Origin of the sequence: Bradyrhizobium retamae (assembly GCF_001440415.1) — a bacterium.
In the GTDB taxonomy this organism is placed as follows: Bacteria; Pseudomonadota; Alphaproteobacteria; order Rhizobiales; family Xanthobacteraceae; genus Bradyrhizobium; species Bradyrhizobium retamae.
Genome location: NZ_LLYA01000171.1, coordinates 1 through 17,223 on the forward strand (window position 1 = coordinate 1; position 17,223 = coordinate 17,223).

Annotated in this window: 9 protein-coding genes and 1 pseudogene; 5 read left to right on the plus strand and 5 right to left on the minus strand. The window is 58.1% G+C overall.

Features of this window, described 5'->3' with window-relative positions; all coding sequences use genetic code 11:
- From CQ13_RS26895 to CQ13_RS26905, 3 genes and pseudogenes are all read left to right on the plus strand, one after another.
- Nucleotides 1-1,247, plus strand: a pseudogene (locus tag CQ13_RS26895) (Ig-like domain-containing protein); the annotation flags it as partial.
- Between the two features lie 78 nt (nt 1,248-1,325).
- Complete coding sequence (locus CQ13_RS26900; RefSeq protein WP_156433933.1) at nt 1,326-3,278, plus strand: type I secretion system permease/ATPase; 1,953 nt, start codon at nt 1,326-1,328, stop codon at nt 3,276-3,278.
- On the plus strand, nt 3,263-4,576 hold the full coding sequence (locus CQ13_RS26905) for an HlyD family type I secretion periplasmic adaptor subunit (RefSeq protein WP_057845858.1): 1,314 nt from the start codon (nt 3,263-3,265) through the stop codon (nt 4,574-4,576). The genes CQ13_RS26900 and CQ13_RS26905 overlap by 16 nt, the downstream gene beginning before the upstream one ends.
- Here the strand turns inward: CQ13_RS26905 and CQ13_RS40220 are convergent.
- Nucleotides 4,530-5,720 (minus strand): metallophosphoesterase family protein, encoded by a 1,191-nt coding sequence (locus tag CQ13_RS40220; protein ID WP_063800154.1) that lies wholly within the window; start codon nt 5,718-5,720, stop codon nt 4,530-4,532. The genes CQ13_RS26905 and CQ13_RS40220 overlap by 47 nt on opposite strands.
- Nucleotides 5,721-6,290: 570 nt before the next feature.
- Here CQ13_RS40220 and CQ13_RS26915 point away from each other — a divergent pair.
- Nucleotides 6,291-6,878, plus strand: a complete 588-nt coding sequence (locus tag CQ13_RS26915; protein ID WP_057845859.1) for an acyltransferase — start codon at nt 6,291-6,293, stop codon at nt 6,876-6,878.
- A gap of 134 nt (nt 6,879-7,012) precedes the next feature.
- Here CQ13_RS26915 and CQ13_RS26920 read toward each other — a convergent pair whose 3' ends face one another.
- Together CQ13_RS26920 and CQ13_RS26925 are read right to left on the minus strand one after the other, a co-directional pair.
- Nucleotides 7,013-12,295 (minus strand): DUF4082 domain-containing protein, encoded by a 5,283-nt coding sequence (locus tag CQ13_RS26920; protein WP_245309338.1) that lies wholly within the window; start codon nt 12,293-12,295, stop codon nt 7,013-7,015.
- 1,239 nt (nt 12,296-13,534) lie between these two features.
- Nucleotides 13,535-14,785, minus strand: coding sequence for a GTP-binding protein (locus CQ13_RS26925; protein ID WP_057845860.1), 1,251 nt, complete (start codon nt 14,783-14,785; stop codon nt 13,535-13,537).
- A 364-nt stretch (nt 14,786-15,149) separates the two neighbouring features.
- Here CQ13_RS26925 and CQ13_RS43485 point away from each other — a divergent pair, with 364 nt between their 5' ends.
- Nucleotides 15,150-15,359: a hypothetical protein gene (locus tag CQ13_RS43485; RefSeq protein ID WP_156433935.1), complete on the plus strand. Its 210-nt coding sequence runs from the start codon at nt 15,150-15,152 to the stop codon at nt 15,357-15,359.
- A gap of 616 nt (nt 15,360-15,975) precedes the next feature.
- Here the strand turns inward: CQ13_RS43485 and CQ13_RS26940 are convergent.
- On the minus strand, nt 15,976-16,359 hold the full coding sequence (locus CQ13_RS26940) for a lysophospholipid acyltransferase family protein (protein WP_057845862.1): 384 nt from the start codon (nt 16,357-16,359) through the stop codon (nt 15,976-15,978).
- Between the two features lie 218 nt (nt 16,360-16,577).
- Entirely contained in the window at nt 16,578-16,997 is a 420-nt protein-coding gene (locus tag CQ13_RS26945; protein WP_057845863.1) for a hypothetical protein, read from the minus strand.
- Nucleotides 16,998-17,223: the final 226 nt, after the last annotated feature.

A 17,223-nucleotide genomic window follows, 5' to 3' on the forward strand; every position in this document is an offset into this window, starting at 1 on the left:
GCGGTGCGGATTTTGTGGACGGGCAAGATGGCACCTGGACGCCGATCGGTGCGGAGAAGACGGCGACGGGCTATCAGGTTGCCTGGAAGGAGGCGAGCACCGGTCAGTACACGGCCTGGAACACCGACAACAACGGCAACTACGTTTCCCATGTCAACGCCCTGACCGGCTCCATGTCGGGCGGCCAGGTGTCGGGTACGAACTCTGCGCTTAAGTTGTTCGAGACGAGCTTCCGTCAGGATCTCAACGGTGACGGGCAGATCGGCGCTTCCAGTGCACCGACGTCGCCAACGCCAACTCCGAGCAAGCAAATCGAGTCGGCTGGTGCGACAAGGCTCGTGGAGAGCGGCGACAAATATTACCTCAACAGCAGCAGCGGATCGGGCCCCTCGCTGAAGTATCGCGGTGCGGATTTTGTGGACGGGCAAGATGGCACCTGGACGCCGATCGGTGCGGAGAAGACGGCGACGGGCTATCAGGTTGCCTGGAAGGAGGCGAGCACCGGTCAGTACACGGCCTGGAACACCGACAACAACGGCAACTACGTTTCCCATGTCAGCGCCCTGACCGGTTCCGTGTCGGGCGGCTCCGTGTCGGGTACGAACTCTGCCCTTAAATTGCTCGAGACGAGCTTCCATCAGGATCTCAACGGTGACGGGCAGATCGGTGCTTCCAGTGCAGCTGCACCGACTTCGTCTGTCGCTTTGACCACCATGCACAAGGACTCGAGCGACATCGTCACCATCAAAGGCATCGCCGATGCCAACAGTCAGATCAAGCTGTACGATGGCAACACGTCGATTGGAAATGTTACCGCGGCAGCCGATGGTACCTGGTCCTTCAAGACATCCTCGGCCGTGTCCGACGCGGTTCACACCTATATCGCCAAGCAGATTGATGGTACCGGCCAAATCGTTGGTACTTCAGGCGGCGCGATTCTTGGCTCGACGGGCAACAATACGCTGAAGAGCACTTCGGGTAATGACATCCTGGTTGGCGGCGGTCAGCACGATACTTTCGTGTTTGCCGCAAACTTCGGCCGTGACGTCATCAAGGATTTCGCGGCGAGCGGAACTGCGCAAGACACGATCCAGTTCAGCAAGACAGTATTCGACAGCTTTGCGAACGTTCTCTCGCACGCGAGCCAAGTTGGTCAGGATGTCGTCATTTCCACCGGAAGCGATACGCTTACGTTGAAGAACACCAAACTGAGCGCGCTTAATAGCGGCGACTTCCACTTTGCGTGAGCTGGGGGTTTGTAAAAGGAGTTGGTAACATCTGCCTTGGGGACACTCCCAAAGGGCATGGTTCAAGGGGCGAATGCCATGACTGATTTCGGAAGACGGGGAGGGGAGATCCCCCCGCCTAAGAGGCTTGACGAGATCGAGGTCTCAAGATGGGCGGTGTTTGTCGCCGCCTTGGGGATTCTGGCGCAACGAGCTCGCTCGCGGTTGCGCATTCCTGAAGTGAGTGAGTGCGCGGAGCGTTCGGTCGAAGCCATTCGACAGCGCCTTTTCTCGCGCTGGCGCTCGGCGCGAGAGTACGATGAGCCGCGATCTGAAATATCGGCCTTCTTGGTGTCGTGCCGCCGAATATTCTGGGCTTTGGCAGCGTTCAGTGGCCTGAGCAACCTTCTTATGCTCACCGGCTCATTCTTCATGCTTCAGGTTTACGATCGGGTGCTGCCGGGCCGTAGCATACCGACACTGGTCGCGCTCTTGTTGCTCGCAACTGTGCTCTACGCATTTCAGGGCGGCCTGGATCTGATCCGAAACAGAATAAGCGCGCGGATTGGACGCTACTTCGACGAAAGGCTCGGGTTGCGCGTATTCGATTCACTGGTTCGTCTTCCGCTGAAAACACGCGGCGATGGTGACGGTATGCAGCCGCTGCGGGATCTTGATCTGGTCCGCAGCTTTCTTTCGGGAGGCGGGCCGATAGCGCTGTTTGACCTGCCGTGGATGCCAATTTATCTCGGCATTTGCTTTCTTTTTCATTTCTGGATCGGCGTGACCGCACTAATAGGCGGACTGCTGCTGGTCGCCATAACGGTTGCGACTGAGATGCGAACGCGCGGGCCGGCGAAAGCATCTTCGCGATTTGCGATTTCACGCAGCGCGCTCGCTGCGGAGGGGCGACGAAACGCCGAAGTTCTCCAGGCCATGGGCATGAGGCGGCAAGCTGCGCAACGCTGGCAGTCCATCAATACAAAATACCTTGCGGCGCACGAGAGCGCGAGTGATGTGGCGAGCGGACTCGGCGGGCTTTCCAAGATCCTTCGTTCATTTCTCCAGTCTCTGGTCCTCGCCGTTGGCGCGGTCCTTGTCATCAATCAGGAATCTACGGCCGGCATCATCATTGCTGGATCGATCCTGACGGCCAGGGCACTTGCTCCGGTAGAGACGGCGATCGCCAACTGGAAAGGATTCGTCGCCGCACGTCAGTCCGGACAACGGCTGGATCAGTTGCTTGAACTCCTGCCCAAGGAGAAGGAGCCGCTCGCGCTGCCGGCGCCGACCGAGGCGTTCGTCGTGGAGCAGCTCTATGTCGCGGCGCCGGATTCAGAGAAGCTGATCCTTAGTGATGTCTCGTTCCTATTGCGAAAGGGCGAGGCCGTTGGAATCATCGGGCCGAGCGGTGCCGGCAAGTCGACGTTGGCCCGTGCGCTTGTTGGTGTCTGGCCACGGCTTCGTGGCAGGATCAAGCTTGACAACGCTGCACTGGATCAGTGGTCCTCGGAAGCATTAGGTAGGCATATCGGCTATCTGCCGCAGGATATCGAACTGTTCGAGGGCAGCATCGCTGTCAATATTGCGCGATTTGATCTAAAGGCCACCCCGGACGCCGTCCTGGAAGCGGCACGGATCGCCGGTGTGCACGATCTCATCCTTTCATTCCCGGATGGCTATAGTACCCAGGTTGGTGAGGGCGGAATGACGTTGTCCGCTGGTCAGCGCCAACGGATTGGACTTGCGCGCGCCTTCTACGGCAACCCCTTCCTGGTGGTGCTTGACGAGCCGACCTCAAATCTCGATGCAGAGGGGGAAGCAGCTCTCACCGAGGCAATCGTTAGCGTGCGTAACCGCGGTGGCATTGTCGTAGTGGTTGCCCATCGTCCAAAAGCGCTTGAAGCCGTCGATCACGTATTAGTAGTGGGCGATGGAAGAGTGCAGTCGTTTGGCCCGAAAGAGGAGGTTCTCAGGACCGTGCTGCGGACACCCGTCCCGCTCAAGGTGGTGGCGGATAGCCAGGGAGGCGGCAGATGGACAGTGCGGTGACTCCGGCGCTGCACTCGATTCAGCGGTACATGGTCGTCGGGATCATCATGACGGCGTTCGTGACATTTGGAATCGGCGGCTGGGCGGCGACTTCGCAGTTGTCAGGCGCCGTGATCGGACAAGGCGTCGTCGTCGTCGATTCGAGCGTGAAGAAAGTTCAGCACGGCACCGGCGGTATTGTCGGCGAACTGCGGGTGCGGGACGGAGACAAAGTTAGTGCGGGTGACATACTAATTCGTCTCGATGAAACACAGACGCTGGCTAGCGCGACGATCGTCACCAAGAGCCTCGACGAACTGCTCGCTCGCCAGGCTCGCCTTGAAGCGGAACGGGACAGCGTCGACGAGATCGCATTTCCGAAGGCGCTGCTGGAAAGAATGAAAGACAGCCGTTCCGAAGCCGGGCGCGCCATCGCTGCCGAACGGGCGTTATTTGACCTTCGCGGCCAGGCCCGGAACGGGCAGAAGTCGCAGCTCAAGGAGCGACGAGCGCAGTTGCAGGATGAGATCAAGGGCTATACAGGACAAGCCGAGGCCAAGCAGAAAGAAGTCAATTTCATCCTCGGGGAACTGGAGGGAGTTCGCGGCCTCTGGCAGAAGAATCTCGTGCCGATCGCCCGCCTCAACGCGCTGGAGCGCGACAGCGCTCGTCTGGAGGGCGAGCGTAGTCAACTGGCCGGGATGATCGCGCAGGCAAAGGGAAAAATCGCCGAGGTCGAGCTTCAGATCATTCAAATCGATCAGGATTTGCGAACCGAGGTCGGCAAGGATTTGATCGAAACCCGCTCAAAGCTGTCCGAACTTGCTGAACGAAAGATCGCGGCGGTGGACCAGCTCAATCGCATCGACATTCGAGCACCCCAGTCCGGCCGAGTTCATCAGCTTGCGGTCCATACTGTCGGAGGCGTGATCGCCCCGGGCGAGCAGATCATGCTCATCGTGCCGGATGCCGACGCCCTCGCAGTTGAGGTCAAGATTGCTCCCCGAGAAATTGATCAGGTCTATGTTGGTCAATCGGCAACGCTTCGGTTTGCGGCCTTCAATCAGAAGACAACCCCCGAGATAGACGGGGAAGTCGCCGTGGTCTCCGCAGACCTCACACAGGAACAGCGGACCGGCGCGAGCTATTACACGGCTCGTGTTCTGCTCAAGCCCGAGGAATTGGCAAAGCTCGGATCGGCCAAGGTGGTGCCAGGCATGCCGGTCGAGGTCTTTATCAAGACACCGTCGAGAACCGCGCTGTCCTATCTGCTCAAGCCCTTGCAGGATCAGGCGCAGCACGCGTTGAAGGAACGCTGAACGTTCCGTCCAACTGAATCTCGTCACTGGCTAACTGGGTAACAGCAGTGTTCTCGATGACGACGCAGGTAAGCCGTCCTGTTGCGTAGGCTCCCGTGTCGATATTGATCCGGTTCAGCCGCAGATCGGGCTCGTTCACCGGTGTATGGCCGTGCACCACGAAGCGTTCGAACGGCTGCTCCCAGTTGAGAAAATCGTCACGGATCCAGAGCAGATCATCCTCGGTCTGCTCGTGGATTGGAACGCCGGGGCGAACACCAGCATGGACGAAGAGAAAGCCGCCACAGCTAAACGTCAATTCGAGCGCTTGCAGAAAATCGAGATGCTCTCTCGGAAGAGTTTCCGCGAACTCGGTCGCTAGCATGGTCTGTTCGTTCCGGTCAGGATTGATGCTCGGTTTAAGACCGTAAGACAGCAGGGTTTCGAGACCGCCGTACTGTCGCCATTCGTCCAAGCTTCGTGGATCGGTAAGGAAACGCGGCAAGAATGTTTCATGGTTTCCGCGAAGGAAGATTGCTTCGTGGGACTGCTGCCATCGTAGCAGCAGATCGAGCACATTTCGCGAGTCGGGTCCCCTGTCGATATAGTCACCGACGAAGACCGTAATTGGACGGGGGACCGGACGTTCTTTGCAATCGGCAGCGACTGCGGCCAACAGCCTCTGCAGAAGATCGGAGCGGCCGTGCACGTCGCCCACTGCATATATTCGGATACCTTCGGGGAGTGCCGCATGCGTTTGGCTGCCCTGGCCAAGCGTGCGGGTCGAGAGGTTAGCCTTCGACATGGATTGCGCGCGTCGCGAACCCCAAGCTCGATCCGTCGACGCCGAGACGTGGGCGGCTGTAAGGCGGCGAATGTAAGAGCGCCGCAACTCCCACCTCCGAATACGTGTCGGTTCGGAGCTACGGGGTAGAGGCGGTTTTGACCTCTCGTCGAGCGGAGCGGTCAGCACGTCTTTCTGTCGTGCCGTTTGCTCGCATGCGAGCTGCTCGATACCCAAATCAGGCGTCACGTGATCGCTTTGGTCGTTTGCAAAGTAGCGTCCACTAAGCACATCCATTCGCCTATGATGGAACGTCATCGCTGCGATTGAAACGAGTAGAACCACTTCCAAGCCAATAATGACAAGGAGGTCTTCGAGCATAAAATAGACTAGCTCTTTGTTTTAAATACAAGATAATATATTGAAATGTAGCTTGCCAAGAAAATGGTTGCGATACAAGATCTTACATCAAATTGGAGGTATTTAACGTGGTTCGCTGGTTGTTCGACCAGGTCACTTGGGATGGGCAAACCCTCCTGGTGCAACAACAGGGTCCGGCCAAGTAGTGTACAAGGTGCCGCGTAACACGATCCATATGCTACGTCTGTATGCCGAGGCGATCGGCCGCGAGATACATGTTGAACGCCAAAGGATCGCCGAGAAGCTCGCCCCGTTTTTGGCTGCGAAGTTGTCGCAATCCACTAACGTCGAGGCCATAGAACTATTTCCTTGGGAAGTCCGGGATTGACGAAAGGCTTCCCTGGGAAGGCTGCCGCGCGTTCGGAAAACTTTGGCCGGTTAAGGCTTCGCAGGCAGACGGATTCTTCTGACGGTCCAGGGCCATGACGCCGAGTGCAACGACCGGCAACTTCGCCATTCCCATGACATGCCAGAGCGCGTAGTGTCAGGTCGAGATCCTATTCACGCGTTGGTGGAGAGCGCAGAAGCCCAATGGACTCAAGGTTTGATCATCGAATAACCGAAGAACAGGCTGACGAATGGTTGGCGCTCTGCCGGCGCTTTTTCCAACTTCTTGCAGTTCGCAAGAAGCGACAGTTCAATCGAAGAGTGTCGATCGCGGACCTGCTTTCCGAACGCCATGACAACGCTGCTGCTTGTGGGTTCGGAGAGGGCACGACAATGTATGATAATGTGCTCGTCCTGAGTGAGGTTACCGTTGGACGAAATACTTGGATCGGCCCGGGCTGCATTCTGGATGGATCGGGTGGGAGTCTCGAGATCGGCGATTGGTGCTCCATTTCCGCCGGTGTTCAGATCTACACACACAACACCGTGAATCGCTCTACCTCGCTTGGAGCGAAGCCGGTCGACTACGCGCCGACAAAGATCGGTCACGGGGTCTACATTGGCCCAAATGCCGTCATTCAGATGGGGGTCACGGTAGGTGACAGAGCGGTGATTGGCGCAAACTCGCTCGTCAATCGGGATATCCCACCAGGAGCTAAGGCCTTCGGCTCTCCCGCGCGACTTTACGGCATTGAAGCAGCTCGGCCGAAATCCGGACGGTCCGACGAGTGATTAACTCCTCAATGCTTAGCAGCAATCAGTTGATCTGACATGCTGTTCCGCAGCGAGGCGTCCATCGGAGCCGGGCGGTTCGAGGACTTAGTCCAAGTCGCCGAAGCTCCGGTGAAGCAAGCAAATTCTCCTTGTCAGGCTGCAAGTTGCGGACGGAATAGAACGTCGACGCCATAACTCGTGGAGTTGTAGCTGTCCGTCGGAAAAAGGGCGCCTGATCCATAAGCGTAAACGCCGTTGCCTCCGCTCGTAGCAGATGATGGTGCAGTCAGCGGTCCGTTGGTAACCGCCGAGCTAAACAGGCCGGGATCGGCGGCGTAGTTTCCTGACGTGTGATAGGACGCAACATACGTTGTCCCTGCCGTGATCGTCACCGGTGTGGCGAAGTCCACCTGCTGCCAGCCGCTCGCCGTCTCGTTGGTGAAGGTGGCGGTGGCGAGCAGGGTGCCGGTACTGGTCCAGAGATGCGCAACGTGCGTACCGGTGTTCGACGGGCCCTTGTAAAAGCGCAGCCCTGTGACGTCTCCGGTAGTAGACGCCTGGAATTTGAGGCCAAGCTCCACGGAGCTTGGATCGTTGACTGACACGATGCTTGGTGTCGGATTGGAGCTGAACAGGCTTACGATGCTGGCTGATGGCGCATTAACAGTCAGAGAGGCGGATGCGCTCGCCGTTCCGCCCCGGCCGTCAGAGATGGCATAGGTGAACGACGCCGGGCCTGTATAGCCGGCGTTGGGTGTGAAGGTGACGGTGTTGGTCTGGGCGTTGAAGCTCGCGGTGCCGTTGGAGTTGGCTCCAGTACTTACGCCCGTGATCGTCAGATTATCGCCGTCCGGATCGGTGTCGTTGGCGAGCAACACTGACGCTGCGATCGTGATCGTGGAGTCTTGACTGACGCTGAAGCCGGAGTCGTTCGCTGCGACCGGCGTTTGGTTGGCACCGCTGTTCGCGGGGCTGAAGAGCACGTCAACCCAGTAGTTGGTGGCGCCGAAGGTGCTTGTCGGGAAAAGGTTGCCAGTGCCGTAGGTGTAGACGCCATTGTCGCTGGCGGGCGCCGTGAGCGGTCCATTGACGCGCGGAGTGGTGAAGTAGTTGCTTGTGTACGCGTAGCGGCCATTGCTGTGGTAGCTTGCCACGTAGGTGGTTCCGGCGGTGATTGATACCGGGTTGCTGAATGTCACCGTCTGCCAGCCGCTCGCTGTTTCGTTGGTGAAGGTCGCAGTCGCCAGCAGGGTACCGGTGCTACTCCACAATGAGCCGGTGTGGGTGCCGGTGTCATTTAATCCCTTATAGTACTTGATGCCGGTAATGCTGCCGGCGGAGGAGGATGTGAACCGCATGCCGAGATTAACCTGGGCGGTGTCGGGGTCCGAGAGAACCGCCGGCGTGTCCGAACTCGAGAACAAGCTCACCGTCGGCGTGTTCACTGTCAAATTTGCCGTTGCCGTCGCGGTGCCACCACGTCCATCCGAGATGGCATAGTTGAAGGACGCCGCGCCGGTGTAGCCGGTAGTCGGCGTGAAGGTGACGACGTTGGTCTGGGCGTCGAAGCTGACGGAGCCGTTGACGGCGGCGCTCACGCCCGTGATGATCAGTGGATCGCCATTTGGATCGGTATCGTTGGAGAGCAGGGCCGATCCGGTAATGGTCAGAGCCGTATTCTGTGTGGTGCTGTAGCCACTGTCGTTGTTTGCAACTGGCGGCTGGTTGGGTGCCGCGTCGACGGTCAGGCTGACCGTTGCAGTGGCGGTGCCGCCCTGTCCGTCGGCGATCGCGTAGCTGAAGGACGCGGCGCCGGTGTAGCCGGTAGTCGGCGTGAAGGTGACGACGTTGGTCTGGGCGTTGAAGCTGACGGTACCGTTGACGGCGCCGCTCGCGCCCGTGACCGTCAGCGTACCGCCGTCCGGATCGGTGTCGTTAGCGAGCAGCGCCGCGGCCGCAATCGCCAGCGCGGTGTTCTGCGTGGTGGTGTAACCGCTATCGTTGTTGGCAACCGGCGGCTGGTTGATACTGGTCGGCGTGAACACGACATCGACCCAATAATTTGCGGCGCCATAGGTGTTGGTCGGGAAGATGCCGGTCGTGCTGGTGCCGCCATAGGCATACACCCCGTTGCCGCCGGCGATCGTCGTGGTGGAGGGCGCGGTCAAGGGGCCGTTTGTGACGGCCGTTGTGAAGTAATTGTTGGTCGCCACATAGGCGCCGGTCGTGTGATAGGAAGCAATGTAGGTGGTGTTGGCAGCGATTGAGACCGTGGACGGCAGGGTCACCGTCTGCCAGCCGCTGGCTGCCGTATTGGTAAAAGTCGCGCTGCCGAGAAGGGTGCCCGTTGCAGTCCAGAGATTTAGGACGTCGGTGCCAGTGTCGCCGGCGCTGCGATAGAATTTGAGAGCCGTAATCTGGCCGGCCACAGAGGACGTGAACTTCATCCCGACTTCGAGCTGGGCTCCGTCATTAAGGTTGGTCTGCGCGGGTGTATCCGACGCGCTAAACAGGCTGACCGGAGCCGCTCCGGGCGGCACTACCGTCAAGCTGACGTTGGCCGTCGCCGTCCCGCCACGTCCGTCCGAGACCGTGTAGCTGAAGCTCGCCGGACCGGTATAGCCGGCGGTGGGCGTGAACGTGATGGTGTTGTTCTGCGGATTGGGCTGGGTGTTGAGGACGACGGTGCCGTTCGTCGGCGCGCTCACTCCTATGATGCTTAACGCATCGCCATCGGGATCGCTGTCATTAGCAGTCAAGGACGACGCCGCGATTGTCGAGGCCAAATTTTGGGTCAGAATTGGCCCGGTATCGTTCGTTGCCACCGGCTGGCTGTTGGCGGTGGAAGGATTGAACATGACGTCAACCCAGAAATTCGTTGACTGAAACGTGCTTGTCGGGAACGCGACGTTACTGCTGTAGGTATAGACGCCATTTCCATTGGCGAGAGCGGTCAGTGGACCGCTCGTCACATTGCTGGTGAAGTAGTTCACGCTGGAGGAGTAGTGGCCTACATTCGTGTGGTAGGAGGCAACGTAGGTGGCACCCGCCGTCAGTGTGACCGGGTTGGAAAAGGTCACGCTCTGCCAACCGGACGCCGTTTCGTTCGTGAAGGTGGCGGTTGCCAGCAAGGTACCGGTGCTCGACCAGAGCTGGCCGGTGTGTGTGCCTATATCCTGGCTGCTCTTGTAGAAGCGGATTCCGCTTACCGTGCCGGCCACCGAGGTTTGAAACCTCACACCCAAATTAACCGCGCTTGCGTCCACAGTATTGACGGTGGCGGGAGTTGACGAGCCCGAGAAGAGCGAAATGTAAGACGGAGCGGTCACGACCACAGTGCGACCTGCCGAAGGCGTTTCCAGATTAATGGAATCGTCTACCGCGCGGCTCATGATGGTGTAGGTGCCGGCAACCTGAGGCGACCAGGTATACGTCCAGTTCTCGTCGCCGGTTGCATTATACCAGTTCACGCCGCCATCTGTTGATACCTCCACGGCGCCGATCACGCCGCCACCCAAGTCCGATGCCGTGCCGGAAATCGCGACCACACTTCCCGCACTGAAGCTTGCTATCGGATTGATGGTGGAGGTTGGAGCGGTGGAGTCAGTAGAGGCGGTAGCGGCGACCAGCCCCGACTGAAGCGTTGCCGGCTGAATACCCATGTCAGCCAGAAGATTGACCATCGCCTGTTGCACGCGTGGGTCGCTGGGAGTTGGTACCAGGTCGTGGTTGTCGCTCAGGCCCCACGACCAGTAGACCGTGCCGGCCCCGAATACCAATGCGCCACTCGGCGCGCGATAGAGCGTCAGGTTATGGGTCGAGACGCCGGCCCCGGTTGTGTTACCGTAGTCAAGTAGATAGGTGTTGACTGGAAGCGTCGTCGAGGACAGCCGGACCAGTCCGGCGGGATCGAATCCGTTGTCGGGCGCTTCATCCCACTCATAGCCGAGATAGTTATCGGTCAGCGTCGCAGTCTGTCCAGGCTGAAGATTTGCAACGCTGGTGTTGCGCCAGAAGCGCAGGTTGGCGTCGTCGTAGGGAATTGTGATTGCCTGCAAGGCGTCGCCATTGCTGGCGCCGACATCATCGACCTGGAACATCTGTCCGATCAAGGCATTTTCCGGCATGCCACCGCCGACCGCCGGCGGGCTGAGGCGCGGATCACGGAACGTCCCGGTCCACTCGTTGCTTGGATCGATCGACGCTGACGGCGACCAGGTCTCCTTGTAGGAGATCAAGGTGCGGTAGGCCGTGGCGTCGCTGCTGATGCTGTTGCCCCAGCGCGTGCGCCAATACATCTCGTTGCCGCTCCAGAACGCCAGGTTCACGCCGGCATCGCGGGCCGCCTGGACATTGGCGCGTTGCTGCCCCGACCAATATTCGTCGTGACCAACGTCGAGATACATTTTGTGGTTAAGGAGCAGACTGCCGTAACGATCTGCATCCACGCCCGCCATGTAGGAGACGTCGTAGCCGTTCTGCTCCAACCAGTAGATCGCTGCGTATTCAGCTCCGAACAAGAAGTCTTGCGCGCCGGAGGCCACACCGACGCCGCCCCGGGTAGCAATTGGGCGGTTGTAACTCACCGCGTAGGCGCGTCCTGCACCTTGACCCGTCGCAGGACCGTTTCCGCCATAGAAGTTTGCTCCGCCCCACCCATTATAGGCCTGCCACGTTGTGTCCGACGTCTGGAAGATGATGTCGCTGGTGCTGCTGTCATCCCTCACGATGAATGGGATATGATTTGCGCCTTCGACTCCGTCCTGGCGCACGAGCTTCGCAATGTAAACGCCGGACACTGCATCCGCCGGAACGTCCCAGGATGCGGAAACAGACCAATTGCCGGCATCGACGAGGCCGGTGGTCGCGTCGCGCAGCGGCGCAGGCTGATTTTGTACGCCCGTGTGCTGGATGGTCGTGACCAATCGAGCACCCATGCCGCCGTAGTATCCGAGGCGATATATCTCGATCCGGTAGTTTGACGAGTCCGTATTGATCTTGAAGTCAATTCTGTTGCCATTATCGACGCTGATGTCGGTAGCAAAACCTTCGATATTCGAGCTGCCGGCGCCTTCGATATCCCACACGCTTTGTGGGGTGCCCTGCTTCTGATTCTCGAGCACGATCGGGTTTGTAGATGTCGCGGCGGCCGTGGGGAGGTTGGACGATTCCGTGGTGGCGGCTCGCGAAACCGTTGTGGTCGTAACCGAACCCGACAGAACACCGATTTCGCCGGTCTCAGTGCCGGTACCGGTCTGGGTACCTCCTACCAACGCCCAATCTTTAATTGGCGCAACATTCTGTAGAGACATCTCCGCGCTGACCGAGGCTCCCATGATCCCGGCTTTGCCCGTCAACAGGAAATCCGCTCCGCCTGAAACTCGGGTATCATTCACCTGGCCGCTCAAATGCACATGCGCTGCATTGGCCGCCATCTGGTCGAGCACCCGTGTTGGAGCAAGGAAGTAGCCGCAGCCACAAATGGCGGCAACCGCCGGAGGGGGCGCAGATGACCCAATGATCGTTGGCGCCAAGGCCACGGAAGGGGCCCTGCCTAGGAGCACAACGGGATCTGACATTACTGGCTCGGCTGCCGCAGGCGCTGGCGCTCGAACTACCGCTGTCAACCCTGCGAAACGAGCCTCGGCGATTTCAGTGAATGTCGACGCGACGGCACCTAAGCCGATCATGCCCGGACCTTCCCACCATTTCCGCGGGGCGAGAAGCGACTCGCTATCAGTGTCCAAATCGGATGCGCGGGCATTTCCTCGCAGGACAGTGCGTGGCCAAGTCCGCAGTCCGAGAGCAATACGGCCCAAACCGGAATTTTCGTAGAAGGACCTCATGATATCCTCGCGCGAGAAAGGGGAATACGTATGAGAGGCTGCAGCCGTGATGACTGGGCGGATACAGAAGCGACAGCTTCAATGGACGGCCCACCCGTGGATCGCTGGACCGCGATGCTGCGCTGGGTAGTGACCTCAAGCGAGCACGCATGCTGGTTCGACAAGTCACAGCGTTCGATCTGCCGCTCGGCCATGGTCGCGTCCCTATCCGCAATAGTTGCTAAGACCATGGCCGCACCGGCAACGTTTAATTTCCATTGAATTTAAATGAAAAATTAATCCTTTAAGGATATTTAATATCAAATTTTCTCCCGTGTCGAGCAGCAAAGTTTTGGTGATGATCAAATGTCGATCTAAACCGACCCAATCGGCAAATAGCCTTGGTTTTCCAGCAGATTGGTCCGGGGAAGGACGTCTGGCCTGTTATAACCATTCTGATTGTTTTTCATTGAGGTGATCAACCTGAGATTTAATATGGGGAGCTCACCCACATGCCTCTTTAGTGCGGAGGTTTCGACAACGCTCCGCAGACGCTTTGCCGAGGTCATTTTTGCGTCGGGTCTGCTCGCGACGGCTTCCTTCGGCAACTAAGCAAGGGCCTTTCACTGGGAAAGGGGATGATGGTTGAGCAGGACTGCGTCCTGCGAGCCAAGTTGAATACCTTGCTGAGAAAATGGTCGCAGTGTGATCCCAGGCGCCCCCTCGAGATCTAGGCGCTTGGACGGTGACAATAGAGATTGCAGCCGTCGCCATTGCGGTGGAGGTGCCAGTTAAGCCGGGCCATCCTCGCCGCAGGCGTCTCGCGCGCCAGCAAGCATTGAGCTCAAGCTAACGAAGCGACACGCCGATATTGTTGGTGTGATCAGGATAATGCCACGGTGGAAAAGGGTCGCTCAGATTACGCCAGCTCTGCGGATCGAACCCGTTCTCCGAATGGAGAAGGCAGGCATCCAGCGAGGCTCGGATTTGCGCTTCGTCCATGTCTGAACCGATGAACACGAGTTCCTGACGGCGGTCACCCCAAGCGCCATCCCATCGGCTGTTGAGTTGTTCTTGAAACTGAGGGTTGCTTGGCCAACTTGGCTTCGGGATTGTCGCCCACCAATAGCCCATGGGCTCGCAGCGACGCTGCATGCCAGCAACGGAGAGAAGACCCACCCAATCCGGACGCGTGGCGAGCCAGAAGTGCCCTTTGGCGCGTATCACACCCGGCCATGGCTTGTTGAGCAACGACAACAGCTTAACGGGATCGAAGGGACGTCTTTCCCTGTAAACGAAGCTGGATATGCCGTACTCCTCGGTCTCCGGCACGTGGGAATCGGGGCTGTATAGCTCTTTATACCAGAGTGGGTGAGTCGCAGCCTTCGCTTCGTCGAAAAGGCCGGTGTCAAGAATCGCCTTGAGAGGAATTTCTCCGAAGTCAGTCTCGAATCGGCGCGCCTGGGGATTGAGTGCGGCAATTACCTTACGAATTTCCGCACGCGTCGCGCCTGTCGCTTCTGACACTTTGTTGATTACCACCACATCAGCAAACTCGATCTGCTCAACCAAAAGATCGACAAGCGTCCGCTGGTCGTACGTATCGCGCAACTCGCCGCGATCGCGCAGCAGATCGCGACTGCTGTAGTTGGCGAGCAGGCTCAAGGCATCCACGACGGTGACCATCGTGTCGAGTCTCGCAACATCGGAAAGGGAGGCGCCGGCCTCGTCGCGAAACGAGAACGTTGCCGCAATGGGAAGGGGTTCAGCAATGCCAGTTCCTTCGATCAGAAGATAATCGAATCGCCGTTGCTCGGCCAATCGCCTGACCTCCGACAGGAGGTCGTCGCGCAATGTGCAGCATATGCAGCCATTGCTGAGCTCCACGAGCGACTCGGTCGTGTGTGAAAGGTTGGCGCCACCGTTGCGGACAAGGTCTGCGTCTATGTTCAACTGACTCATGTCATTGACGATGACTGCAACGCGCAGGCCTTCGCGATTCATCAGTACGCGATTAAGCAATGTTGTTTTGCCTGCGCCCAGAAATCCACTGAGCACCGTGACTGGCAGCCGATCTATCTCGCTCGATCTCTCCTTCATAAGTATTCCTAGCCTATGACCTTCGGACGGAACAGAACCTCGGGCGGGATGCAGTTCAAATACATTCGCAGCTCGCTCTGCGATTAAATATCGGCATTCATTTAATACGGCCCCCTGGATCGTGTAAAGTTTAGTCGTTTCTCACAAATTAAATGACGAGCCGACGTTGGGGTCAGGAGTGTCTCGCCCCGGGCCAGCGGGCGGTGGCAATTGCAAGCAAACGTCTGTGGCTATGCATGTTTCCATGCACATGAGCGTAGCGCAAAGCAGAAAGGCGACGGTTGCCTCCGTCCTCTCCAACTCTTGCCAAGATTGCTGGTCAGCAGAGCAGATCATTAGAGCGAAGGAGCATCGAGGACTGGCCGTGACCATCAAGAATATCGTGATCCCGTTGGAAGTTGAATATCTCCAGGAGGCTGCAAAGCAGCGCGGTATCTCGCGTACGCGACTTGTGCGGGCAGTGATGGAGAAAATCGTTAAGGATGAACTGGTCGCAGATATTCTGGGAGAAAACGGTGTGCCGGCCGAACCGCTGCAAACTAGGTATCGACGCTTTCGAGATCGAGCTACTTAGTAAGTCCTATCCCTTTTCATGGGCATGAATGCGTGCGCTGCCAGCAAGCTGGTTCTCTGCTATCGCGGTTGAAGTCGAGCCGCAGCGAAAGTTGCAGCACCGACGACCGATTGATCCCGCAACGCTACTGACCGCGTGTGAAATCGAAATCCTGCAGTTGGCCGAAGATGATAGGCGGGGGCGACATCAATCAGGCAGAACAAGAGTTGCGTCGGACCGGCGGCAAACCGCGGTCAAACCACTGCTTGTCGCTTGATAAGCTTGAAGCCATTTGGCACTCTTCGGCGTGTGCGCTCCAGACCGGGGTTCTTATGAAGAAAACACTCTTTGCAATTGTTGGCGCTTCCATTTCGCTCGTTATCGTTTCAAGCAGCCGCGCTTACAGCGGTCCTTATCCATTCGGGGATGAGCCTTATCGGCTGGATTGGGGATATGATTCTGCGGTGGAATCCGGATGCTTGAAGTGGAATTGGCAGTTGCAGCAGTGGAACGATCACTGTGCGCGCTATGTCCAGCCCAAAGCCTACATGCGCCCCCGCGCTTCGCACGTCGTAGTTCGCACAAAGGGGTAGCGGCTGCCCATTTGGTCCTGACTTTACGTGTGGTCAGCGTGTGATCAGGAGCGCTCGATCGTGCATGCGACCTGGCTGTGCTTTCCGAAGTTGAGCAGTGCGTTGTCGCGGAAGCCGTCCAGCCATACCCCGCGCCCGGCATATCGGTAGCCGACGCCCATCGGGACCAACCGAACGTGAATGCCCCCGCGGTGGCCGGTGTGCAGCGATGCAGTAACGACTTCACCGACGACGCTCGTTGCAATCGGGCAGAGCGGATACTGCCTGCCATTCTCGCAACTGAAAACGATTTCGGAGCAATTGCCAATTGAGCCGGGCCCCGCGGTCATCAAACCGAGGTCGGCTGCGCCAGCAGGATACGCGCTTGCCCATGCAGTGAATCCCAACGAAGCTGCGATCAAAACGAATTTGCCCAATGCGAACCGCATGGCTGCCCCCAAATCGAAAAAGAGAATGCAGTCAACAGAGCAAGAATCAGCCGTACCGTCAAACTAATAGTCCGTTGTGCACCGATAGGACCGTGTCTTTGGCGGTTGTTACGGCTGGTCAACCTGGATCGAGCCCGGCCCCTCGCGATTTCCTATTGAGGATATTCTCCCGACGAATCCGCCATCAGGGTCGGTGCTGACCAATCAAATCGCGGCGATTAGATTTTTTGCTCCCCGCCCGCCCTCATCACGTTCACAGTAATCTTCTGGATTTCCGTACGGCCGCCCACATATTTGACCTCGATCGTCAACACGTCATTACCGAGGAAATCCGCAGGCGACTTGTAGAACGCGACATAAGCCGGCACCTCCAGCGCAAGGCAGGCCTTGTAGTTGGTAGCCTTGACCTTCGCGTTCTTGACTACAACCTTGCCGGAGGCGGGCGGGCTGACCAGTCGAATCGTTGGCAGTGGCCCGGATGTGCAATCGGGTTGCACGTTGAGGTAGACGCCGATCCGGGCGTCCCTGTTCGGCACGCTTTTGACCGTTCGCTCGACCGTCCGGGACTGCTCCTGGGCCGAGGCGCAGCCTGCCAGGCCGGCGAAAAACAGGGCACCGGTGAGCAATAAAACCTTCATCTGATGTCCTCGCTCGGCCGCCAATGTTGGTCAGTTCGAGGCAAGCCGCTCATTTCAAAGCCATTTTCAAGGCGATGGCCGGCATTTCAAGTTTACCACAGCGAGGCAAAAAGCGGAGGTTAACCAATTGATTTTGTTGACCCTACAAACGGTTAACAATAGCTTAATACGTCAAAAGTTTGGAATATTTTTTGCAAACTTGAATTAAACGCATTTTTTGGCGGAG